Source organism: Roseomonas aerilata DSM 19363, assembly GCF_000711725.1.
Classification (GTDB): Bacteria; Pseudomonadota; Alphaproteobacteria; order Acetobacterales; family Acetobacteraceae; genus Roseomonas; species Roseomonas aerilata.
Genome location: NZ_JONP01000026.1, coordinates 12810 through 35283 on the forward strand (window position 1 = coordinate 12810; position 22474 = coordinate 35283).

A 22474-nucleotide genomic window follows, 5' to 3' on the forward strand; every position below is an offset into this window, starting at 1 on the left:
TAAATCTCTCGGCAAGCCTGCGCGTCCTCAAGGTGCGGCGTGCCGGCAGCTGCACCTTTGGGCAGAGCGAGGCCAGTTGCCTGACTACGGCATGCCGTAGGCGGCAATGCAGGCCGGCGCCGTCGAGGTGGAGTTGCCGATCGAGCGACCGGCCAAGGAAATCGTCGCCATACGCCAGCCGGAAACGGCCTGAGAAGAGTCCCCTCCCCTCCTCGAACCATCGGCTTGCAACGCCATCTGCCAGCCCTTCAGCGCGCGGCCTTTCGCGCTTCAAGCACATGGTCCACCATGTCGGGCGCCAGCCCGAGATAGTTGGCCGGGTCGCATCGCTGCCGGACCGCTTCCGCACCGCCGAGCGCTTCCACCACTTCCGGTACGTCCATCAGCGCCGCGGCCAGCGTACGGCCAGACGTGATCGCAGCGCGGCAAGCGTCGTAGACCATGTCATGGGCGTGCTGCCGCCCCAGCTTAGGTGCCGCCGCCATCATCACGGCTTCCGCGACAATCAAACCGCCGGACATATCGAGGTTCGCGCGCATCCGTTCGGTATCCACCGTCAGGCCCGAGAGTGCGAAACGCGCCTGGTGCAGGCAGGAGGCGGCCAGGAGGAAGCTTTCCGGCAGTGCCATCCATTCGAGGTGCCAGGGGCCCGTTGCGCGCTCGAAGTCCTGCACCATCGCGTCCAGCACCAGTGCAACCTGCTGCCGCACTGCCTTGGCCGTGGCCAGCATGATCTCCGAAGAGATAGGATTGCGCTTCTGCGGCATGGTGGAGGAGGCGCCACGGCCCTTCACGAAGGGTTCCATCACCTCGCCGCCGAACTCGGTGGACATCATCAGCATGATGTCCGTGGCCACCTTGGCCAGAGTGCCGGTGACGAGGCCAAGGAACGCCACGGCCTCCGCCAACCCGTCCCGCGCCACATGCCAGGTGATGACCGGCTGTCCCAGCCCGAGTTCGCGGCAGAGCTCCTCCTGTACGCGGAAGCCATCCTCCCCGAGGGAGGCGAGCGTGCCGGCGGCGCCCGCGAACTGGCCGAGGAGCACGCGCGGGCGCAGCTGCGCCAGCCGCTCGGCATGCCTGTCCATGGCCGCGAGCCAGATCGCCACCTTGTAGCCGAAGGTGACCGGCAGGGCCTGCTGGAGATGGGTGCGGCCTGCCATTGGCGTGTCGCGGTGGCGCGCCGCGAGCTCGGCGAGGATCCCGCGCAGGGCGTCGATATCCGCGCCGACAAGGTCCAGCGCGGCGCGGACCTGCAGCACGCTCGCCGTGTCCATGATATCCTGCGTGGTGGCGCCCCAGTGGACGTACCGCCCCGCCTCACCGGCCGCCTCGGCAAGCTGATGGACGAGGGGCAGGATCGGGTAGCCCACATTCTCGGTTTCGCGCTTTAGCCGCTCCCAATCGGGGCGGAAGTCGGCGCCCGCAGCCGCGATGCGCTCCGCGGCCTCGGCGGGGATGACCCCGCAACGGGCCTCGGCGCGGGCGAGGGCGACCTCCACTTCAAGGTAGCGGCCGACGAGCGCCTCGTCGGAGAAGACCGCGCGCATTCCGGGCGTGCCGAACATGTCGCGGAAGAGGACGGAGTCGAGGGGCGTGCTGGGCATTGAAAAAGTCCGACTATTCGGGGCGAACGCCCGCCTGGTTCATTACGTCGCGCCAGCGCTCCATCTCTGAGACGAGGAAGGCACGGGTTCCCGCGAGGTCCGCCTCGGGCATTGGCACGTTGCCGAGTTCTGCCAGCTTCGCGACGAAGGCATCGTCGCGCATCGCGGCCCGCACTTCGCGGTGCAGGCGATCCACGATCGGCTGCGGCGTTCCAGCGGGGGCGAGGAGCATGTTCCAAGTGGACATCTGGAAGTCCGCCAGTTCCGGGATGCCGCTCTCGCGCACCGTCGGCAGGTCCGGCAGGAAGGGCACGCGGGCGGGCGAGGTGACGGCGAGCGGGCGCACCATGCCGCCGCGGATGCTGCCGAGCGCCGTGGTCGAGGTGTCGTTCACCGAAACAATGGCGCCCGAGAGAAGGTCCGTCATTGCATTGGCCACGCCGCGATAGACGATGTGGTTCATCCGCGCGCCAGTCTTAGCCAGGATCTGCACCATGGAGACATGGGCGGCCGAGCCGTTGCCGGCCGATCCGTAGTCGTAGCCGTCGGGCTTCGCACGGGCGGCGTCGATCAGCTCCTTCAGCGTGCGAAAGGGCGAGTTGGCACCGACGAGCACGACGACGGGCCCCTCCATCAGCACGCTGACGGGCACGAAGTCGGCCACCGTGTCGTATGGCATCCGCCGGTAGAGGCTCGGGTTTATCGAGTGAGGAAGATTGTTGAAGAGCAACGTATAGCCGTCCGGCGGTGCCTTGGCGACGACGTCGGCGCCGATGGTGGACCCCGCGCCGGTGCGGTTCTCCACCACCACGCGCGCGTTCATCCCCTTCGAAAGTTGTTCCGCGAAGACGCGTCCGAGCGTGTCCGTCGGCCCGCCTGCGGAGAAGGGAAGGATCAGGCGGATCGGCCGGTCGGGATAGCCGCTGAGCGCCTGCGCCTGAAGTGCCGCCGAGGCAAGCGGATTGGCAGCAGCAGCAGCAACCGACGCCATCAGGACCGTGCGACGCCTCATTGGGCAATCCTCCCGAGTTAAGGTACGATCTATTCCATTGGTACGGTCCTATTTGACGCAGTGCGCCTTGTCAACGACGTTTCAGGCTTTAGGAATTGGCCATGCCGTCCACCTCATCCGAGCCGCGCTACGCCGCCCTCGCGCGCGAGCTCGCCAAGGAGATCGCGGGCGGTCTTCACCCACTTGGTTCGCAGATGCCGCCCGAGGTCGAAATGGCCGCCGAGCGAGGCGTCAGCCGGGCGACGATGCGGGCGGCGCTCGACCGGCTCGAGGAACTTGGGCTCGTCTCGCGTCGGCGGCGCGCGGGCACGAGGGTCACGGCTCTCGGCCCGAGCGGCCGCGGCACCTACCTCCAGTCGCTCGCCGGCATGGGGGATCTGCTGCAATACGCGGCCGAGACGAGGCGTGAGATCCTCGGTGTCCATCCCATTGTGGCTGACTATGCGCTGGATCGGGAGCACGGGCTCCGGGCGGGCCATCGCTGGCTACGGATCCTGAGCCGGCGCGTGCCGTCCGACGGCGGTCCCCCGCTCTGCTGGACCGAGACCCATGCCGATGCGGAAGCGGCCCCGCCTGACCTTGAGGAACGCCTGCGTGGCCAAGACGCCGCGGAGCTGATCGCTGCGGTGTTGGCCGCCTGGTCGGGACGGCCAATTTCGGAAGTGGTGCAGGAGATCACAGCCTCCGGCATTCCGGCGGGCGAGGTGGCTCGGGCGCTGGAGACGCCGCCGGGCGGGCATGGGCTGCGCATCACCCGCCGCTACCTCGACCCCGGGGGCAAGCCGCTCGCTGTGAGCGTCAGCCTGCACCCGGGGGAACGCTTTTCCTACGTCACGCGCCTCCGGCGCCAAGCGGGGTAGGCGGGGTAGACCCCGCCCCTACCCCGCCGCGGCGGGGTCAGATCGGGCACACGCCCGAGGCGCATTGCAGGTGCGCGAGGTCGATCGCCTCGTGCAGGGCAGGGTCGCGCACCGCCTCGACCAACGCGGTGAAGCGGTCGAGGGGCAGCTCCTCCTCCGGCAGGTACTCATAGCCGAGCGCGTGGTCGGGCCGGCTGGGCAGGATCGCGCAGCAGCGGATGCGCGGCTGGTGCTCCAGCAGCATGGCGCGGAAGGCGTCGAGGTCGTGCCGGTCGGTATAGACCTTCAGCGTGTAGGAGACCTGGTTTCCGCGCTCCTCCCCGATCCAGTGGCGCTCCAGCAGCGCGAGCCAGCGGTACTGGCTTTCCGGCGACGCGTCGGGCGCCGTCACCAGGCGGTCGCCAATGCCGAGGCGCTGGATGAGCGGCAGGGTCGGGAAGCCCGCGACCGACATGCCGGGGAAGCTCCGGAGCACCCGCACCGGGTAGCCCCGCGCCTCGTATTCCGGGAGCAGCGGATCGGCATCGGCGGCCCAGGCCTCCGTGCCGTCCTTCGTACCCTTGAACTGCACCCAGCGCAGGTACTGCCGCCGCGCGGGCAGGTGCGCGCCCTCGGTCAGGCCGAAGAGCTTGCTGGTGGTGCCCGCCGGCTTGACGGTGGTGACGGTGACGGGGGCCTCGAGGCCGAGTTCCGCGGCATAGGTGAGCCCTTCGCGCTTCGCCGCGTCCGAGAGCCGACGGAGCATCGCCCAGAAGGGGGCGGAGCGGGCCTCGTCGAGCAGATCGTCGAAAGCGAAGCCCCAGCGCATCCAGGCCCATTCATGCAGGCCGGTGGGGCCGATGCCCATGCGGTTGGTGCGCCGCACCTCCTCGGCGTAGAGCGCGTCCATGGTGTTGGCGCGCATGAGGAAGCGCACGCCGAGCCGCACGCTGTCCTCCACGCGCGCGTCCCAGCTCTCCGCGAGGTCGTCGGGCACGAGGCCGGGGGTGAGGGTGGCGAGGTCCGCGGGGCAGGCGAAGAGCGGGGCGAAATCCGCGATGACGCAGTAGCCGCCCGTGACGTGCAGCGTGATCTCGCCGCAGGGATTGGTCGTGGCCGGGAAGCGCGCCCCGCGAGCCCGCTCCGACAGCGCCGCCAGCAGCGGCACGGCGAGGTCAGCCCGGTAGCGCGCCGAGCGCAGGTCGCGCCCGTCCGCGTGGACGGGCTTCTCCCAGGCATGGCCCGTACGCACGTCCTCGAGCTTGTCGCCGTTGATGAAGCCGGGCTCACCGTTGATGTAGGCGCAGCGCGTCGCCTCGTCGAAGACGGCCAGGGCGTGGCGGTGGGCGGGCGCCTCGCTGCCGGCGCGCGCGGCGCGCACGCCCTCCCAGAATTCGGCGTCCACCATGACGGAGTTGTTGGCGGTCCAGAGCCCGCCCTCGGACTTCGCGCGGATGAAGCGGAGGATGCCGGGGTCGCGCCAGGACTTGGTGGCCATGCGGGCAGCGCGGCGGGCGCCGCCAACCTGGACCTCGACGGAGAGGTGGTGGTCCACCAGCAGCGCCTGCTCCCAGGGCTGTAGGGCCTCGTCGCCCATGGCGCGGCGGCGCGCGGGCTCGATCACGTGGTGGCGCAGGTTGACGAAGGCGCGGATGAGCGAGAGCGGGCCCGAGGCGGGGCGCCCCTGCATTCCGCCGATCGGGGCACCGCGCGGGCGGATCGCGGAAAAGTCGAGCAGCAGCGCGCGCTCCGCCTCGCCCGCGAAGGCCATGCTCTCGAGCCGCTCGACCGCCTTTGCCCAGCCCTCGCGGCTGTCGGCGATCTCGTGCCGCAGGGTGCCCGCCGGCAGGGCCGCGGTGTCGTCGATGAACTCGCGGGCGATCCAGGCGCGGACCTCCGCCTCCTGCGCTTCCGAGAAGCCCTCCAGCGTCGTGTCCCAGGGCAGAAGGCCGAACTCGGTGCCGAAGCGGTGCAGCCCGGCGCGCGTGCGCGGCCAGTCGGCATGGGCAGGGTCGAGGCGGAGCAGCAGCCGGGGCGCGCGGCCCCAGTCCACCACCACCAGCTCGTCGTCATAGGCCCGGCCGACGCCGCTGCCGTTCAGCAGGAGGTAGAAGAGGCTAAAGGAGGCGTTGGCGGTCGAGCAGTTGGTGAAGACCTCCATGTTCCGGCCGGGCTGGCCCGGGTCCCCGTGCTGGAGGTGGCGGCCGGAGGTGATGAGGGCGCCGGTGGCGATGGCGTTGCGCAGGCGGGCCGCTTCCACCGGGTCTGCTGCGGTGCCGAGCAGGGCCATGTTGCCGGCGGAGACGCGGTCGGCGACGCGGCCGAAATCCTCCCCGTCCTCCGGGCGGAAGACCGTGCGGCGGGCGACGGCCAGGCCCATGCCGGGGTCGAGCGGGCGGGCCGGGAGCGGGGCCGTGCCGAAGCTAGCGCCGGGAAGCCTGGCCTGCGTCGCCGCAGCCGGGGGGAGGTAACCATCCATAAGGGAGCTGCTTTCCTTGCCGCAGTTCGATCTCAGCGAGTCGCGAACACATGATATGGGGGCACAAACCGGTCGTCACCCACCACATTTAGTTGATATCGGGGTTCTCGGTAGGGATGGGGCGCGTTGTCCCGCGCGGTGCCGGGGTCCTCGGGGCGTAGGTTCGAGGCGATGGACCCCAGGGATAGGAGCGCCAGTCATAGAGGGGCAAAGTGAAGCCGACCCCTTTCCCGCCGACCGCAGGGGCCGTTCTTCCGTTGCGCGATACCGAGCCTCTGCCGGCAGGGCACCGCCACGACCGTCATGTCTCTTCGACCAGGGCGAGGAGACGGTCTCGCCTCACCTTCTGCTGCAGGGGCGGCTGAGGGTCGTGCCGGCGACGGCCGACGGCCAGCAGATCATCCTTCGCTCCATGGGGCCGAAGGAGCCGGCGGGCGTGCTCGCCCTTCTCGGCCGGGGGCCGACCCTTCCCGCGACGATCTTCGGCCGTGCAGGGCGGCATCGGCGTGGCGGGCCCGCTTCGCTCTACCTGCACATCCCCTTCTGCAAGACGCTCCGCTGGTATTGCGGCTGCCACTCGACGAAGCGGCACGGCGCGTGTTGCTCGGAGCCCGGCTACGCGGCCATCGGCCTCAATCACTACGCCCCACCCAACGACCCGATGGCGCAGGCAGCGGCGGAGGGCACGCTCCGCCGGAACTTCCAGGGCTACGCCACGGACGGCGCCCCGGCACTGATCGGCCTCGGCGCTTCCTCGCCGAGCCAGGGCTATGCCAGCAACCCCGTGCGCGAGGAGGACGCACGATGTGTGCGGGCGCCATGCCGGCCGAGGAAATGTCAGCCGACAGCAGGGCTGAGACAGGCCCGCGCCTCCGTGAGCTTGTTGTGGATAGGCCGACGGAAGTCGTGGATGACGCGCTACGCCTCACCCAGATCGACCCTTCCGGCGCCGTCCCATGGCCCTCTTCGATAACGCCCTGCGAAGCGGGGTTCATGCACCCGCGGTCCGACACTGCCGGCAGGCCGGAAAAGCGGACTCCGGCAGGCTCTCCGGGAAGGGCGTGCCGGTTTGAGTGAGCGGGGGCTGCAACCAGCCCCGCGATACTAGTCAGAGCGGATGTTGTGCTCACGGATGATGCCGCCCCAGCGCTGCCGATCCGCTGCGATCTGCCGTAGGAAGTCCTCGCGCGTGCCGCCTAGGCGCTGCAGCCCGTTCTCCGTGAAGCGGCGCTGGACGTCGGGCGCCTGCATGGCCCGGTTCAGCTCGGCGTTCCAGCGGGCCACCATGGCGTCCGGCGTGCGGCCGGGCACGACCACCCCGAACCAGCTCGGAATGATGAAGGCGGGTAGGCCGTCACGCGAGATGACCGGAAGCTCCGGGATGAGCGGTGAGGCCTCGCTTGCACCGTAAGCCACGGCCCGCAGCCCGCCGTCGCGAATCTGGCCGAGAAACTCCGGCATGTTGCCGAACATGACGTCCACGCGGCCGGTCGAAATGTCGAGGATGGCCGGCGCCCCGCCGCGGTAGGGAACCTGCGTGATCTGCCCGCCCGTCATGGACGCGAAGAGAATGCAGGATAGCTGCTGGCTGGATCCGGCGCCTACGGTGGCGCAGGTGACCGTGCGCGAACGGTCCTTCGCCATTTCCGCCAGATCCTGCCAGCGGCGGATGGGCGAACGCGGTCCCGTGACGAGGATATTGTAGACCGAGGCGATGTTCGCCACGGGCAGCAGGTCCTTCTCCACATCATAGGGTACCGACTGCATCTGCGGGGTGATGGTCAGCACACCCATGGAGGCGAGAAGGATCGTGTGCCCGTCCGGGTTGGAGCGTGCGAGCTCCTGCGCCGCCACCACGCCACCGCCGCCGGTCCTGTTCTCGACGACGACGTTCTGGCCGATCTGCTTGCTCAATTGGTCAGCGAGGATCCGGCCGATCAGGTCGGAGGTGCCACCCGGGGCAAAGGGGTTGAGGAACCGCACCTCCCGCGTGAAGGACGGATCGGCCGCCGGTGCTGCGGCAGGTATCAGCCCGATGCCGGCTGCCAGCAGGGCGGCCGCGATGCGGCCGGACAGGCCGCGCCTCGTGTGAACCATGGAACGTCTCCTCCTCCGGTTTGCGCCGCCTCTCTGCCGGGGCGGTCGCGGGGATCATGCGCTACACGTAGCCGGGGCCCTCAATGGCGGGGTGGGCCCGCAGCCATTCCTCGTCCACCTCCACCCCGATCCCGGGTGCCTCGTTCGGGCGCACGCAGCCGTCGGCGCCGATCCGCCAGGGCTCGCTGACGAGGGCATCGCGGAACAGGTTCCCGCGCGACACATCGGCCTCGAAGTAGCCGGGGTTGTCGATGGCACAAAGGAAGTGGATGGACGCTGCCTGGTTCAAGCCGGTCATGGAGCTGTGCGGATGCACCGCGATCTTGTGCGCGGAGGCCATGGCGGCGATGCGCAGCGCCTCGGTAATGCCTCCACACTTCGATAGATCCGGCTGCCAGATGCCAATACTGTCAGCTTCCAGCAGCGGCGCGAACTCGTAGCGGGTAAAATGGTTCTCCCCAACCGCCAACGGCGTGCGCCCGTAGCTGCGCGCCTCGCGGTAGGCGCGATGGTCGTGGGGCGGGAAAGGCTCCTCCAGCCATCCCATCCCCAGTCCGTCCATGACTGGCATCACTCGGCGGACATCCGCGAGGGAATAGGCGGTGTTGGCGTCGGCGAGGATGTCCACCTCGTCGCCGAAGGCACGGCGCACCGCCTCCATGCGCGCGGCATCCTTGGCCACCGTGTCGCCGATGCGGAGCTTCAGGGCGCGGTAGCCCGCCTCCAGGTGCGGCCGGGCCTCCTCCACCAATTCATCGGGCGGCTGGTAGCCGAGGGCGACGCCGCCCGCATAGGCCGGCACCGCGCGCGCGGCGCCGCCGAGCAGTCGGTAGAGCGGCCAGCCCGCCGCCTTCCCGCGGATGTCCCAGAGCGCCATGTCGAGCCCGGACATGGCGAGCGCGCAGCCCGCGCCCATTCCGTGGCTCGCGAGCTGCCCGCGATAGATCCGGTTCCACACACCGACGACGTCAGTCGCGTCCATGCCCTTCACCAACCGCGTCAGCGTGGTTTGCAGCAGGGCGGCGACGGCGGTGTGGGCGCGGCCGTGATGGCTCTCGCCCCAGCCGACGATGCCGTCCTCCGTCGTCACCTTCACGACCACGGCGTCCCGCTTCACCGCGCGCCCGACGCCGAGCGACACGCCCGCTCCCTCCGGAACCGGAAAGGAGGTGGGGAAAGCCTCGATGGCGGCGATCTTCATGCGCGGCCCTCCTGACCGTACTCCTGCAGGAAGGCTTCACGGACGGTGATACCGAGGCCCGGCCGGTCTGGGATGCCGACGTGGCCGTCCTCCACCGGGAAGCTTTCCTCTATAAGGTCGTGCAGCATCGGGTTGTGGCCGAGCGAGTACTCGAGAATGAAGCCGGCGCTCTGCGTGGCCGCGAGGTGCATGCCGGCCGCGAAGGCCGGCGCACCGGACCAGAGATGCGGCGCGAGGCGCAGATTGTAGGCCGAAGCGAGGGCCGAGATGCGAAGCCCTTCCGTCAACCCGCCCGCAATGGCGAGGTCCGGCTGCAACACGTCGGCCGCGCGTAGCTCGCAGATCTCGCGGAAGTCGTGGCGCGTGAATTCGCTTTCCCCCGCGCTGATCGGAACGGAGGAGGAGCGCCGCACCTCGGCCATGCCGGCCTTGTCGTCCGCGCTCACCGGCTCCTCGAACCAGAAGAGGTCGCAATCCTCCACCATGCGCGCGAAGGCGCGGGCCTCGGCCACTGTCCAGGTGCCGTGGGCGTCGGCCATGAGCCGGATGTCGGGGCCGAGCCTTTCGCGCGCCGCCCGCACCCGCGCCGCCGAGCGCGCAGGCGAGCCGTCCATGACGCCGACGCGCATCTTCACGGCCCGAAAGCCCGCCTGGTCGCAGTACCCTTGCAGCTGCTCGCCGATCCTCGTGGCATCCGCCCAGCCGCCGGAGGCATAGGCGGGCATCCGGTCCACGCGCTTTCCACCCAGCAGACGCCAGACCGGCACGTTGAGCGACTTGCCGAGAATATCCCAGAGCGCGACGTCCACGCCCGCGATGGCGGAGATGGAAAGCCCGCGCCGCCCCACCTGCGGCAGCGCGTAGCCGCCGGCCACTGCGTAGCCCTCGCGCGGCGTGTTGTACATCACGTCCCAGAGGCGCGAGATGTCGCGCGGGTCCTGCCCGAGCAGGAGCGGTGCGTAATCCTCGTTGATGATGGCGGCCAGCCCGGCGCAGGCTGCGGCGCTGCCGACCCCCGCCTTGGCCTCGCCCCAGCCGGTCAGGCCGCACGCCGTCTCCGCCCGCACGATAACCGAGTCGAAGGTGGGGACACGGCCGAAGTCGCTCGTGTGCTGGCGCTCATAGGGGATGGGCACGCGGCACCAGGTGGCATGCACGCGGGAGATCCTCATGCCGCGACCTCCTCGACCGGATAGCCCAGAACGGCACGTCGTCTGCGGGAGGCCTCCCAGGCTACGGGGTTGATGAAGGACCGGGGGCGGCCGCCCGCGAGGATGCGGACCACCTCCTCGGCCGCGCCGGTGCTCATCCGCTCCACCGCCTCGGTGCTCAGCCCGGCCACATGGGGCGTGAGGATGACGTTCGGCAGCGCGCGCAGCGGATGGTCCGGCGCGAGCGGCTGTTCGTCATGGACATCCAGTGCAGCGCCGCCGATCCTTCCGGCACGCAGCGCCTCCAGCAATGCGGCGCCTTCCACCACCGGCCCTCGCGCAAGGTTGAGCAACCAGGCTGTGCCCTTCATGCGGCCGATCCGCGCGGCGGAGGCGAGGCCGCGCGTCTCCGCGGTCAGAGGGCAGGCGAGGACCACGAAGTCGCTCTCGGCGAAGAGCCGGTCCGGTTCGGCGCGCTCCACGCCCTCGGGCATGGACGCGTCACCGCGGCGGTGGGCGAGCACGTGCATGCGGAAGCCGTCCCGCGCGATCTCCGCTAGCCGGGTGCCGATCGCCCCCATGCCGATGATGCCAAGCACGCGGCCGCGCAGCTCGAAAGCCTGTGCCGAGCGTGCGCGGGCCGTGTTCCACTCCGTCGCGATCAGTTCGGCATGCATCGTCTCGGCGCGTCGCGCGATGGCGAGCATCTGCGCGATCGCGAACTCGGCAACGGAGTCCGCGTTCGCCCCCGGCACATTGGCCACGAGCACCCCGTTAGCGGTGCAGTCCTCCACCGGTATCATGTCCACCCCAACGCCCTGCCGCACGGCGGCGAGGAGGCGCGGTGCGCGGGCGGAGAGGTCGTCCGGCAGCTTGCGGCGGACGACCACCGCCTCCGCCCGTGCCAGCAGGGCGTCCAGCCCCCCCTCGCCCGGCAGCGCCACCTCATGGCCGGCCCGGCGCAGGATGGCCTCGCCGGTGGTGTCGATCGGATCGGTGAGCGCGACGAGCACGGTCAGGCCACCTTGTACTGGTCGAGGATGGCGGGATCGACCTCGATCCCCAGCCCGGGCCCGTCCGGCACGCGCACGATGCCCCCGCGCTGCACGATCGGGTCCTTCGCCAACCGGTCCCGCAGCGGGTTCGGGGTCTGCTCGAATTCCAGCATGGGCGGCATGGGCCGTAAGGCCGGCGGCGTGTCCGGTAGGGCTGCGATGAACTGCACCGTGGCGGCCAGTCCGATGGCCGATCCCCAGGCATGCGGCACGCATTCAACCCCGTGGGCCGAGGCCATGGCGGCGATCTTGCGGCACTCGCTGATGCCGCCGGCCGCGCAGACGTCGGGCTGGACGATATCCATCGCCTTGCGCGCGATCACGTCTCGAAAGCCCCAGCGGGTGAAGTCATTCTCCCCACCCGCCACCGCCATGTCGAGCGCCCGCGTGACCTCCACGTAGCCATCGTGGTCCTCGGGACTGATCGGTTCCTCGAACCAGAGGATGTCGTGTTCTTCCATTGCACGGCCTAGGCGGATGGCCTGGGGAACGGTGAAGCAGTGGTTGGCGTCAACGGCCAGTTTGATGTCCGGCCCGATCGCCTCCCGCACGGCGGCCACGCGCCGCAGGTCCAGCTTCGGGTCGCCGAGGCCAATCTTCATCTTGATCGCGCGGAAACCCTGGGCCGCGTATTCCTGCGCCTCTTCCACCGCTTCCTCGACCAGTCGATCCATGTCGATGAAGTAAAGGCCGGTGGCGTAGGCCTGCACCTCTGCCCGATGAGCGCCGCCGATCAGCTTGTGGACCGGCTTGCCCACAGCGCGGCCCATGATGTCCCATAGCGCAATGTCGATGCCGGACAGCGCGGCGATGGTCATGCCCGTGAGGCCATAGTCCTTGATGCGGTTGTAGAGGTCCTCCCACACGACCTCCACGTCGAAGGGATCGCGGCCGATGACGCGCGCGCGGTATTGCGTCTCGATGATCGTCCTGTTCACCGCCGCAGGGCCGTAGCACTCGCCCCAGCCGGTGATCCCCTCGTCCGTCCGGATTTCGACGATGCAGGAGGCGCGCGTGGTGTAGAGCCAGCCCCGCGCCGAGGTGAAGGGCTGCTCCACCTTGGACTGCAGCACGTGGCAGACGACGTCGGTGACCTTCATGTTCTTGTTGTTTCCTCCGAGTGGGCCGCCGCTTCAGTCGCCGCGTGCCCGTCTTTCCAGCAGTTCCATCCAGTAGCTCTCGACCCCCCGCAGATGGCCGGCCATGGCCAGCTCCGCCGCGTCAGGGTCGCCGGCGGCCACGGCGTCCCGCAGCGCACGATGCTGCCTTTGGGAGAGCGGCGCCCGGCTGCCGTCGGCGAAGTAGGCTTGCCGCCGGTTGCGGGACATGAGGTAGAAGGCGTTCACCACCCGCAGGAACACATGGTTCCCCGTCGCTTCCACCATCGCCAGGTGAAAGGCGGCGTCCTCGTCCGCGGGGTTGCCGGAGGCGGCGATCACGTCGTCAGTGCGGTCCAGAATTTCGTCCAGCCGCTGGATGTCGCCCGCTTGGCGGCGCTCGGCCGCGAGGCGCACGGCCTGCATCTCCAGGATGCGGCGTAGCTCGACGACCTCGCGCACCTCCGCCTCTGTCAGCGGGATGCCCAGCTCGGCCTGCAGCACGATGGCCTCGATGGAGCCCTGCCGATCCACGCGGCGCAGGTAGATGCCGGAGTTCGGCCGTCGCTCGACGATCCGCAGCGTCTCCAGCACGGCCAGCGCCTCTCGCACCGCGCCACGGCCAACGCCGAAGCGCTCCGCCAGCTCGCGTTCGGAAGGCAGGCGGTCTCCGGGCTCCAGCCGCCGATGCGCGATGAAGGGCAGCAGGCGGCCGATCAGGTTGGCGCGTTCTTCGCCGATGGCAGGGAGGCCGATCACTCTTTGACGTCCCTCCGAATTGGTCTTACCGAATTGGTATTACCAATCAGTGGGCCAGTGCAAGGCTCGTCTTTGGGAGAGGACGCCGATGATCGTCGAGGAGCGGATCTATACCCTGCAGGCGGGGCAGGCCGCGGCCTACCTGGCCGCTTACGAGGCCGAGGGGCTGGCGATCCAGAAGCCGATCCTCGGCCGAATGGTGGGCTACTACTCCACCGAGTTCGGGCCGCTGAACCAGGTGGTCCATCTCTGGGCCTATGAGGACCTCGCCGAGCGCGCGGAGCGCCGGGCGCGGCTTCTGGCCGATCCGGCGTGGAAGACCTATGCCGCGAAGGTGCGGCCGATGGTGCTGCGGCAGGAGAACAAACTTCTCCTCCCCGCCCCCTTCATGGAGGTCCTCTGGCAGGCACAGGACGCTCCGTCCTCCACACCCTAGCTTGCGGACGCGGCGTAGCGAGAGGATCGCAGCGCGCGGGCGAGCGCCCGGTCAACCTCTTCGGATGTTATGGAAGAGCGGGAAGCCGTTGAGCATGCCCGTGATGTCGGCGCGGAACGCGGTCGGCTGGGTGAAGCCTCCGGTCGGCAGGTAAGGAATGTCCTCGAAGGCTTGGCGCTGCATTTCCTCCGCCAACCGCTTCTGTTCCGCAGGATCCTGCGCCTCCATGAACCTGTCGCGCAGAGCCTCGATGCGCGGCAGGTCCGGCCAGCCATAGGTGCCCGTGCGGCCAGGGCCGCGAAGATAGGACTGGGTGGCAGGACTCGTCGCGATGATGCCGGGAATGGTGTTGCACCAGACGCTCCACCCGCCCTGGTCCAGCGGGCCACGGTTGTTCACCCGCGCGGCGATCGTGCCCCAGTCGCCGGGCTGGTAATCGAGGTTCACGCCGCTCCGGCGGAACATGTCCGCCGCGATCTCGCTCATCGTATTCAGCCGCGCGTTGTCGGTGGGCACGACGAAGACAACGCGCTCGCCGCGGTAGCCCGCCGCCTCCAGGTTGCGCTTCACGCGGGCATGGTCCGGTGCGCCGTCCATCGTCTCCAGGCCCACCTCCGTCGCCAGGGGGCAGCCCGGAAGGAAGAAGCCGCAGCGGTCCGTCCAGAGGGAACGATCCTCGCCGAGGATGGCCGTCATATAGTCCGCCTGCCGGATGCCTGGGAGGAAGGCGCGGCGGATCGCCGGGTTGTCGAAGGGCGGCTGGAGGTGGTTGAGGCGGATCATGGACATCGATCCGCTCCGGTCCTTCACCTCCACCCGCAGGTTGCGGTTTCGGCGGAGCAACGGCAGCAGGTCGGGCGTCGGCTGCTCCCACCAGTCGACCTCGCCCTGCTGCATGGCCGAGGCGGCCGTGGAGGCGTCGGGCAGCGTGTGCCACTCCACACGGTCGAGCATCGCGCGCTTGCCGCCGGCGAGGAAACTGGCGGGCTCGTCACGCGGCACATAGCCCGCGAAGCGCTCGTAGACCGCCCGCACGCCGGCCAACCGTTCATTCGCCACCCAGCGGAACGGACCGCTGCCGACGATCTCCGTCACCTGTGTCGAGGTCGGGCTGCGGGCGAAGCGCTCCTGCATCACCGGGCAGAAGGAGGAGGGCTTGGCCAGCGCGGCGGCGAGCAGGGGGAACGGCTTGCGCAGGCGGATGTCAAAGGCCCGGTCGGAGACCACCGTCATCTCGTCCGTGATCGCGCGGATGTTCTGCCCCAGCACGTCCGCCTGCGACCAGCGGGCGATGCTGGCGATCGCGTCGGCGGCGCGAATGGGCGTGCCGTCGTGGAAGGTGATCCCCTCGCGCAGCGTGATGCGCCAGCGCCGGCCGTCATCCTCGATGACATGTCCCGCCACCAGCTGCGGGCGCGGCTCGTAGGACTCGTCCAGCCCGTAGAGCTGGTCATAGACCATCATCGCGTGGTTGCGGGTGACGAGCGCGGTGTTGAACACCGGGTCCAGCAGTGCGAGGTCCGCCTGAGGCACGAAGCGCAGGACGCTCCGCGCGCCGGGCGTTCCCTGCGCCCTGACGACGGAGGGTGCCGCCAGCGCGGCGGCGGAAAAGGCCAGCACGTCACGACGCTTCATCGTTCTTCCCTCCGATCGGCCCGGGGTGGGTCGGCGACCCTTACCGGCTCATGGCAAAGTTCCTAGTCGTGTGCAGAGCGCCGTGGAGCGGTCGTTCCCACTCAGGGCTGCAGCACCTGGACAGAGCGTGCGTCGCCACGCACGGCGTCCCAAGCGTAAAGCATTGGCACCATGCGGGTCGCGGCCCATTCGGTGTGCTGGTCGGCATAATGTGGGCTGCCAGGCTGCCCCGAAACGCCGTGGAAGACGACCCATCGGCTGTTGTCCCAGTTACCGACGTCGAAGACGTAGCGGGCCAGCGCCCCGTAGCCGGCGGCGGGCCCGGCCGCGGCGAGCAAGCCATTCGCCAGCACCGTGTCATTGTCGCCGCCGATCGGCAGGGCACGCGGCTCAAGCAGCGGCGCCGCCTCAGGGAAGAGCGCGGAGAGGGGATGGACGAAGCGCGGCCGGTGCGCCTCGCCCCAGGCCTGTTGCGGCGCGGCCGCCGCCTCGTGCAGGGCCGCTCCGATGGCGTCCTCCCAGCTCCAGCCGCCGAGCAGGGAAGCGTCATCCCGCCGCAGCAGGTTCGGCAGCGCCCACCAGAGCTGGTTCATCGGCGCGACGCCCGGCGCCACCGCCAGCCAGGGATGGGCGCCGGTTTCGGCGAGACCGCTGCGCTCGGCGAGGATGCGCGTCAGCGCGCGGCGCAGGGCGACATAGCCGGTCGGTTCCGTCGCGCCCGCCTCCATCCGGCCGTCCCAGGCAAGCAGCCGCGCCCGTAGCGCTTCCGCCCCTCCCACTAAGGGTGCCATGGCCGCAAGTCGGTCGCGCAGCAGCAGCGCATTGGGGGAAAGCGTGTCGCCATGGATCGCGCCCGCGTCCTCCGCGCCGAAATCCGGCATCGCCCGCAGCCGCTCCAGGATGCGCGCGGCGCGGTAGGGGGGATGGCAGTCGGTGCAGAGATAGTCGGGATGGTCATCCGCCACCACGCGGTTGTTGGCGGTGACGATCAGTCCCTCCGCGGGGTCGATGACCCGCGGCATATCGTCATGTGAAATCCAGCCGCGCCAGCCGTGCTCACCCGTCCAGCCGGGCATGGGCAGCCACCCGCTCTCCCGCGTGCGGCGCGGCACGCGCGCACGGACGAGGTGGCCGATGCTGCCCGCCGTGTCTGCGGCAACCAGGTTGTGGTCGATCAGGCCCCAGCCACGCGTCGCCTCGAACAGCCCCTCGACGCTGACAGCCCCGGTCATGCGAGGCAAGCAATCGAAGGAGAGGTCCGTCTCGGCGAACTGAACGGAGCGCAGCGAGAGGGCGGTGCCGCGGCCCGCGTCGCCCGCGATCACCGGCCCGTTGGGCGTCTCCACTACCTCGAAGCGGCGGGTCCCCTCCCCTCGCACCGCGATTGTTTCCTCACGGCGGCGGGCGGGCGTCCATTCGCCCGCGTGCATCACGCGCGCGCCGCCTTCATCGAAGCGCTCGAGGAAGACGTCGTGGATGTCCATGAAAGCGTGCGTCACGCAATAGGCCACGCGGCCGTTCTGCGCGAAATGCGGGAAGCCCGGCACGCCCGGCACGGTCAGCCCGATCATGTCGAAGCGGTCGCAGGCCACGTGGTGCTGCGCGTACATGTTCGGCATCTCGAACACGCGGTGCGGATCGCCGGCCAGCACCGGCCGCCCGGTGCGGCTGCGTGCCGGGCCGACAGCCCAGTTGTTGCTTCCCCCGCCTGTCTCATCGCCGGGCAGGCCGAGCGACTCAAGCAAGGCGCGGATGGCGGGTGCGAGCGCCGAGAGGTCGGCCTCGTGACGGCTGGCTTCCTCCCCCGGCGGGATGCAGAGAAGGTCGGCGCCGCCATCGTCGTAGCGTAGGCTCGCGATGCCTTCCGCCCCCACCACCGGCAAGGCCGCCGCGCGCCAGAGCTTGAACCACACCGATCCCATCAGCAGCCCGAGCCGCCTCATCACGGCGATGCTGTGCCATCCTTCCCAGGGCTCCGGCCGCGCTTCCAGCAGCGCGTACTCGACCGGCAAAGGCGCACCGGAGGCGAGGAAGGCATTCACCCCGGCCGCGTAGGACTCCAGCATCGTGCGCGCCGCCTCGCCCAGCGCGGCGTAGTCTCGTCGGCAAGCGGCTTCCATCCCAAGCCGCCGAACAAGGATATCAGCCTCGGCCGCCGCGGGCCCAAGCCACTCCGCCGCGCGGCCCAGTGCCCGCCGGCGCGTGAGTTCCATCTGGAACAGGCGATCCTGCGCGTGCACCACGCCGAGCGCGAACCAGGCATCGCCGCTGCCGGCGGCGCGGAGGTGCGGAATTCCGTAGGTGTCGCGAAGCACCTCCACTGGCGCCGAAAGCCCGGGCAGCTGCAACTCCCCTTCGAGTGGCGGCAGCGCACCCCGGAGCATCCCTTCGTCCAGTGCCGGCATCCCGTCCCTCCCCAGGCTCGGGGGGAGTGTGAAACGGGGTTGCGGCCCTGTCGATATATCAAATAGCCTGATCCTCTGGACGATGGGCCGAGGAGCCGGGATGGGAGTACAGGAGGGGGCACGAGGGCAGGTGACCGTGGAGGCGTTGGCCAAACGTTTCGGGCCTGTGAAGGCGATCGACAACGTCTCTCTGCGGGTTGGCGCCGGGGAGTTCCTCGCCCTGCTCGGCCCTTCCGGCTCTGGCAAGACAACCATCCTGATGGCAATCGCGGGCTTCGAGTACCCGGATGAGGGCCGCATCCTGATCGGGGGAGAGGACGTGACCTGGGCGCCGCCAAACCGGCGGAACCTCGGCATGGTGTTTCAGCGCTACACGCTCTTCCCGCACATGTCGGTGCTGGAGAACATCGCCTTCCCGCTCAAGATGCGCCGCATCGGCCGCACGGAGCGCGAGGAGCGGGCGCGCGCGGCGCTCGAGACGGTGCGCCTCGGCGGCATGGGTGACCGCCGTCCCTCTCAGCTCTCGGGCGGGCAGCAGCAGCGCGTCGCCATCGCGCGGGCCATCGTCTACCAGCCGCGCGTGCTGCTGATGGACGAGCCGCTCTCCGCCCTCGACAAGAACCTACGGGAGGAGATGCAGCTCGAGATCAAGCACCTCCAGCAGCGGATCGGCATCACGGTCGTCTTCGTCACCCACGACCAGACGGAGGCACTGACCATGGCGGACCGCGTGGCGGTGCTGGACCACGGGCGATTGCAGCAGATCGGTGCTCCGCGCGACCTCTATGAGACTCCCGAAACCGTTTTCGTTGCCGGCTTTATCGGCGAGACGAACTTCTGCGAAGGCCGCCTCGACCATTCCGCCGCGGCGGGCGAGCCTGTCTTCGTCGGACTGGATGGCGGAGGTCAAATGAGCGCCATTGCCGCCCAGGCCCTGCCGGCGGGCGGCCGCATCAAGGTGGCGCTGCGCCCCGAGCGGCTTCGCGTGCTGCCCACGGGCGACGGCCCGGCCGCGCGGGTGACGGAGGCGATCTATGCCGGCAACGCCACCACTCTGATGCTCGAAGCAGAGGGCGGCCAGCGGTTGCGCGCCCGCATTCCCGCCGGTGGCGGCCTGCACGAAGCCCGGCCGGGCGATCATGTGCGGCTCTCCTGGCAGACTGCCGATGCGCGAGCCTTCGCTGCGTGAGCCGCCGCCCCTCCTCCTTCCTGCTCGGCGGGCGGCGCTACAGCCCGGCGGCCAGCCTGCTGCTCGCGGCGCCCTTCCTGCTGCTCGTCACGCTCGTCTTCATCCTGCCGCTGGCGGTGCTTCTGCGCGAGAGCCTCTTCGTCCCCGAACCCACGACCGCGCACTACGCCCGTGCCTTCGCCGAGCCCGTCTATCTCCGCGTCATGCTCCGCACCCTCCTGATCGCGGTGCTCGTCACGACGCTCGCCCTCATCCTCGCCTGGCCGCTGGCGCTGGTGATGTCGCGCAGCCGCGGGCTCGTGCTCGGCCTGCTGGCGGCGGCGGTACTGCTACCGCTGTGGACCTCGGTGCTGGTCCGCACCTATGCCTGGATGGTCCTCCTCCAGCGCAACGGCTTGCTGAATCAACTGCTACAGGGCGCGGGGCTGACAAGCGCGCCGGTAGGCTTCCTCTACACCCAGGGCGCGGTGGTGCTGGCCATGGCGCATGTGCTGCTGCCTTTCATGGTCCTGCCGATCCTCTCGGCGCTGAAGGGCATCCCCGAGGATCTAACGCGCGCCGCACAGATGCTCGGCGCCTCCTCCTGGTCCACCTTCCGGGAGGTGACCTGGCCTCTCGCGCTTCCCGGCGTCACCTCAGGCTGCCTGATGGTCTTCCTCCTTGCCCTGGGCTTCTTCGTCACCCCGGCGCTCATCGGTGGGCCGCAGCAGATGATGATCTCCACGCTCGTGTCGCAGCAGGTGCGGGAGATGCTTGACTGGCCGTTCGCCGGCGCCCTGGTGGGCATCCTGCTCCTCTTCGTCCTCGCGGTTGCAGTCGCCTTCAAGCGCGCCGTGCGGCTGGATCGCTTCGTGGGGTCCGCATGAGCCGCCAGCCCGCCCCGAACCGCGCGGGTCGTGCGGCGCTCAACGCGGCGGCCTATGCCGTCACCGTCTTCCTGCTGCTGCCGACCCTCATCATCATCCCCATGTCCGCGGGCCCGGAACGGCTGCTGAGCTTCCCGCCGAAAGGCTTCTCCCTCCGCTGGTACGGGGAATACTTCGGGGACGAGGACTGGATCCGCGCGACCCTCTTCAGCGCGGAAGCAGGTGTGATTGCTGCTGTCTGCGCCACGACAGTGGGCACCATGCTCGCCCTCGCCCTCGTTCGCGGCCGCTTGCCCGGGAAAGGCCTAGTCGAGCTGCTGGTCATCGGCCCCGTCATCGTCCCGCATATCGCACTGGCCGTCGCCATGTTCCTCGTCTTCGAGCAGCTGCGCCTCACCGGCTCGCTGCTCGGCCTCGCCATGGCGCACACCGTGCTTGCCCTGCCTTTCGTGGTCTTCACCGTGCTGGCCGCCCTGTACCGCTTCGACGCGGAGCTGGAGCGCGCTTCCCTCTCCTGCGGCGCGGGCCCGGGCAGCACCTTTCTCCACGTTACGCTGCCGCTGATTGCGCCGGGCCTGATTTCCGCCGCCCTCTTCGCTTTCATCATCTCGTTCGACGAAGCGGTTGTCTCCTTCTTCATCTCGGACCTCGACCGCAAGACGCTGCCGCGGAAGATGTTCGAGGATATCGACTTCAACATCTCCCCCACCCTCGCCGCTGTGGCCACCATGCTGACGGCGCTCACCATCGCAGCCCTCCTGATCGGCTACGCGCTGAGGCGCGGCATGGAGCGGCGGGCGCGCAGGACAAAACCGTGAACACAGCGAATCAGACCGCCAAGGTGCTCGACTTCGTCGCTCCCGTCGGCCGTGAGAACCTTGCGGGCCGTGTCTACGAGGAGCTGCGCACCGCGCTCTTCGAGGGGCGGATGCGCCCGGGCCAGCGCCTGAAGATCCGCGACCTCGCCGCTGCCATGGGTGTCTCCGAGACCCCGGTGCGGGAGGCGGTGGTGCAGCTAGCCCGCGAACGTGCCCTCCGCCTGGAAGCGGCCCGCTCCATCACTGTCGCTGGCCTCAGCCTCGAGCAATATCTCGAGCTGCGCACCATCCGCCTGGAGCTGGAGGGCCTGGCCGCCGAAGCCGCCTCCCTGCGCGCCGCCCCGCACGAGGTGGAGGCGCTGGAGCGCGCCCACGCGACGCTGGTGGCGGCCGAGGACGGGGCCGAACCGCTGGCGGCCAACCGCGCCAACTGGGCCTTCCACCACACGCTCTACGCTGCCGCCGCCATGCCTGAGCTGCTTTCCATCATCGAGAGCATCTGGCTCCGCAACGGCCCCATGCACGCCTTTCTCTACCCTGATGCGCGCCCCTCCTATCCCGGTCGGCATCGGCATCTCGACATCATCGAGGGGCTCCGCGCGCGCGATCCCCACGCAACACGCGAGGCCCTGCGCGCCGACCTGACGGAGGGCGGTGCCAACCTCGTCGCGCTGCTCGGGCGCATGGAGCGAGACGCCGCCTGGGCCGCGCCGGCCTGACCATCGACCAACCCCGAAGAGGAGATAGGGCATGGGCGTGAACCGAAGGGCACTTCTCGCGGCCTCCGCAGGAGCCGTGTCGCTCGCGCGACCGGCCCTGGCCCAGCAGGGCTCCGGCGAGGTGATCGTCTGCGCAACGGGCGGCCTGATGGAGCGCAGCCTGCAGGAACATTTCTACCGCCGCTTCGAGCGCGAGCAGGGAATCCGCGTCCGCTCCATCCCCATCGAGCTGCCGGACCAGTGGGCCCGTGCCCGCGCTGGCCAGCGCAGCGGCAACATCCCCTTCGACGTCGTCACGGCGACGCCCCCGGACCTGATCCAGCACGCGGATATTCTTGCGCCGATAGACTGCACCACGCCGGCCATGACGCAGCACGCCTTGCCCGGCGGTTGCTTCCCGACCGGCATCATCCGCACCGCCGGCGGCATGGCCATTACCTGGAGCAAGAAGGCTTTCCCGAACGGCGGGCCTGCTTCCTGGGCAGATTTCTTCGACGTCGCGAAGTATCCCGGTCCGCGCTCGCTACCTGACACGGGCGATCGCGAGTGGTGGCTTCCCCTCGCGGCCCTGATCGCCGACGGCGTGCCGCGCGACGCGCTGTTCCCGATGGACCTGGACCGCGCCTATCGCAAGCTGGACACGCTCAAGCCCCATGTCGCGGCCTGGTGGAAGAGCGGCGACAACTCGATGCAGATCCTCCGCGGGGGCGATGCCGTCCTCAGTGTGCTCTACTCCTCCCGCGCCGTGCCACTGGCGAAGAGCGGCGAGTTCGACTTCACCTGGAACGGCGCCATCCGTGACGTCGGCAACTGGGCGGTGCTGAAGGGCGGTCCGAACACGGCAAATGCCATGCGCTTCCTCGACTTCTTCGTGCAGAACCCGCAGGAACACCTGCCCTTCAGCGACAAGGTCTCCTTCGACTCGAACAACCGGGAAACCGCTTCCCTCGTGCCTGAATCGGAGCGCCGTTACCGCGCCTCCTGGCCCGAGAACTGGGAGAAGCTGGTGATTGCGGACTATGACTGGATCGCCGCCAACCGCAACGCGATGCGCGAACGTTGGGTCAACTGGCTCACGCGGTGATCGCCTCCCGCGGCGGGTCCGCGCG

Annotated in this window: 19 protein-coding genes; 8 read left to right on the forward strand and 11 right to left on the reverse strand. The window is 69.6% G+C overall.

The window, feature by feature from the left end; genetic code table 11:
- Positions 1-248 precede the first annotated feature (248 nt).
- Together pcaB and BO39_RS22215 are read right to left on the reverse strand one after the other, a co-directional pair.
- Complete coding sequence (gene pcaB, locus BO39_RS22210) at positions 249-1607, reverse strand: 3-carboxy-cis,cis-muconate cycloisomerase (protein ID WP_043837639.1); 1359 nt, start codon at positions 1605-1607, stop codon at positions 249-251.
- Positions 1608-1620: 13 nt separating this feature from the next.
- On the reverse strand, positions 1621-2619 hold the full coding sequence (locus tag BO39_RS22215; RefSeq protein ID WP_043837641.1) for a Bug family tripartite tricarboxylate transporter substrate binding protein: 999 nt from the start codon (positions 2617-2619) through the stop codon (positions 1621-1623).
- A 101-nt stretch (positions 2620-2720) separates the two neighbouring features.
- Here BO39_RS22215 and BO39_RS22220 point away from each other — a divergent pair, with 101 nt between their 5' ends.
- Positions 2721-3479, forward strand: a complete 759-nt coding sequence (locus tag BO39_RS22220) for a GntR family transcriptional regulator (RefSeq protein WP_043837644.1) — start codon at positions 2721-2723, stop codon at positions 3477-3479.
- 37 nt (positions 3480-3516) lie between these two features.
- On the opposite strand, the gene BO39_RS22225 is transcribed toward BO39_RS22220, so the two are convergent.
- Positions 3517-5937 (reverse strand): recombinase, encoded by a 2421-nt coding sequence (locus BO39_RS22225; RefSeq protein WP_043837646.1) that lies wholly within the window; start codon positions 5935-5937, stop codon positions 3517-3519.
- 370 nt (positions 5938-6307) lie between these two features.
- Between BO39_RS22225 and BO39_RS35290 the strand changes: the two genes are divergently transcribed.
- Positions 6308-6910 carry a hypothetical protein gene (locus BO39_RS35290; RefSeq protein WP_084698371.1) on the forward strand — a complete coding sequence of 201 codons (603 nt, stop codon included), beginning with the start codon at positions 6308-6310 and terminating at the stop codon, positions 6908-6910.
- 131 nt (positions 6911-7041) lie between these two features.
- Here the strand turns inward: BO39_RS35290 and BO39_RS22230 are convergent, their stop codons facing one another.
- The 6 genes from BO39_RS22230 to BO39_RS22255 form a co-directional block, all read right to left on the reverse strand.
- A complete protein-coding gene (locus BO39_RS22230; RefSeq protein WP_052402452.1) occupies positions 7042-8034 on the reverse strand; it encodes a Bug family tripartite tricarboxylate transporter substrate binding protein in 993 nt (330 codons plus the stop codon).
- A 61-nt stretch (positions 8035-8095) separates the two neighbouring features.
- On the reverse strand, positions 8096-9235 hold the full coding sequence (locus tag BO39_RS22235; RefSeq protein WP_043837648.1) for a mandelate racemase/muconate lactonizing enzyme family protein: 1140 nt from the start codon (positions 9233-9235) through the stop codon (positions 8096-8098).
- Positions 9232-10407, reverse strand: coding sequence for a mandelate racemase/muconate lactonizing enzyme family protein (locus tag BO39_RS22240; RefSeq protein ID WP_043837650.1), 1176 nt, complete (start codon positions 10405-10407; stop codon positions 9232-9234). The genes BO39_RS22235 and BO39_RS22240 overlap by 4 nt, the downstream gene beginning before the upstream one ends.
- On the reverse strand, positions 10404-11399 hold the full coding sequence (locus BO39_RS22245) for a hydroxyacid dehydrogenase (protein ID WP_052402453.1): 996 nt from the start codon (positions 11397-11399) through the stop codon (positions 10404-10406). The genes BO39_RS22240 and BO39_RS22245 overlap by 4 nt, the downstream gene beginning before the upstream one ends.
- 2 nt (positions 11400-11401) lie before the next feature.
- Complete coding sequence (locus BO39_RS22250; RefSeq protein WP_043837652.1) at positions 11402-12541, reverse strand: mandelate racemase/muconate lactonizing enzyme family protein; 1140 nt, start codon at positions 12539-12541, stop codon at positions 11402-11404.
- Between the two features lie 33 nt (positions 12542-12574).
- Positions 12575-13297 (reverse strand): FadR/GntR family transcriptional regulator, encoded by a 723-nt coding sequence (locus tag BO39_RS22255; RefSeq protein ID WP_211257520.1) that lies wholly within the window; start codon positions 13295-13297, stop codon positions 12575-12577.
- A gap of 88 nt (positions 13298-13385) precedes the next feature.
- Here BO39_RS22255 and BO39_RS22260 point away from each other — a divergent pair, with 88 nt between their 5' ends.
- A complete protein-coding gene (locus BO39_RS22260) occupies positions 13386-13733 on the forward strand; it encodes an NIPSNAP family protein (protein WP_043837654.1) in 348 nt (115 codons plus the stop codon).
- 51 nt (positions 13734-13784) lie between these two features.
- Here BO39_RS22260 and BO39_RS22265 read toward each other — a convergent pair whose 3' ends face one another.
- Both BO39_RS22265 and BO39_RS22270 read right to left on the reverse strand, forming a co-directional pair.
- On the reverse strand, positions 13785-15368 hold the full coding sequence (locus BO39_RS22265; protein ID WP_043837656.1) for an ABC transporter substrate-binding protein: 1584 nt from the start codon (positions 15366-15368) through the stop codon (positions 13785-13787).
- 101 nt (positions 15369-15469) lie between these two features.
- Positions 15470-17773, reverse strand: a complete 2304-nt coding sequence (locus BO39_RS22270; protein ID WP_052402454.1) for a penicillin acylase family protein — start codon at positions 17771-17773, stop codon at positions 15470-15472.
- 100 nt (positions 17774-17873) lie between these two features.
- On the opposite strand from BO39_RS22270, the gene BO39_RS22275 reads away from it, so the two are divergent.
- The 5 genes from BO39_RS22275 to BO39_RS22295 are packed head-to-tail and all read left to right on the forward strand — an operon-like array spanning position 17874 to position 22449.
- Positions 17874-18962 carry an ABC transporter ATP-binding protein gene (locus tag BO39_RS22275; protein WP_043837658.1) on the forward strand — a complete coding sequence of 363 codons (1089 nt, stop codon included), beginning with the start codon at positions 17874-17876 and terminating at the stop codon, positions 18960-18962.
- Positions 18959-19828: an ABC transporter permease gene (locus BO39_RS22280; RefSeq protein WP_043837660.1), complete on the forward strand. Its 870-nt coding sequence runs from the start codon at positions 18959-18961 to the stop codon at positions 19826-19828. The genes BO39_RS22275 and BO39_RS22280 overlap by 4 nt, the downstream gene beginning before the upstream one ends.
- Positions 19825-20646 carry an ABC transporter permease gene (locus BO39_RS22285; RefSeq protein WP_043837662.1) on the forward strand — a complete coding sequence of 274 codons (822 nt, stop codon included), beginning with the start codon at positions 19825-19827 and terminating at the stop codon, positions 20644-20646. Before BO39_RS22280 ends, BO39_RS22285 begins: the two co-directional genes overlap by 4 nt.
- The gene (locus BO39_RS22290; RefSeq protein WP_043837664.1) at positions 20643-21365 is read left to right on the forward strand and encodes a GntR family transcriptional regulator; all 723 of its coding nucleotides are present in this window, start codon (positions 20643-20645) and stop codon (positions 21363-21365) included. Before BO39_RS22285 ends, BO39_RS22290 begins: the two co-directional genes overlap by 4 nt.
- A gap of 31 nt (positions 21366-21396) precedes the next feature.
- A complete protein-coding gene (locus tag BO39_RS22295; protein WP_052402455.1) occupies positions 21397-22449 on the forward strand; it encodes an extracellular solute-binding protein in 1053 nt (350 codons plus the stop codon).
- Positions 22450-22474 lie beyond the last annotated feature (25 nt).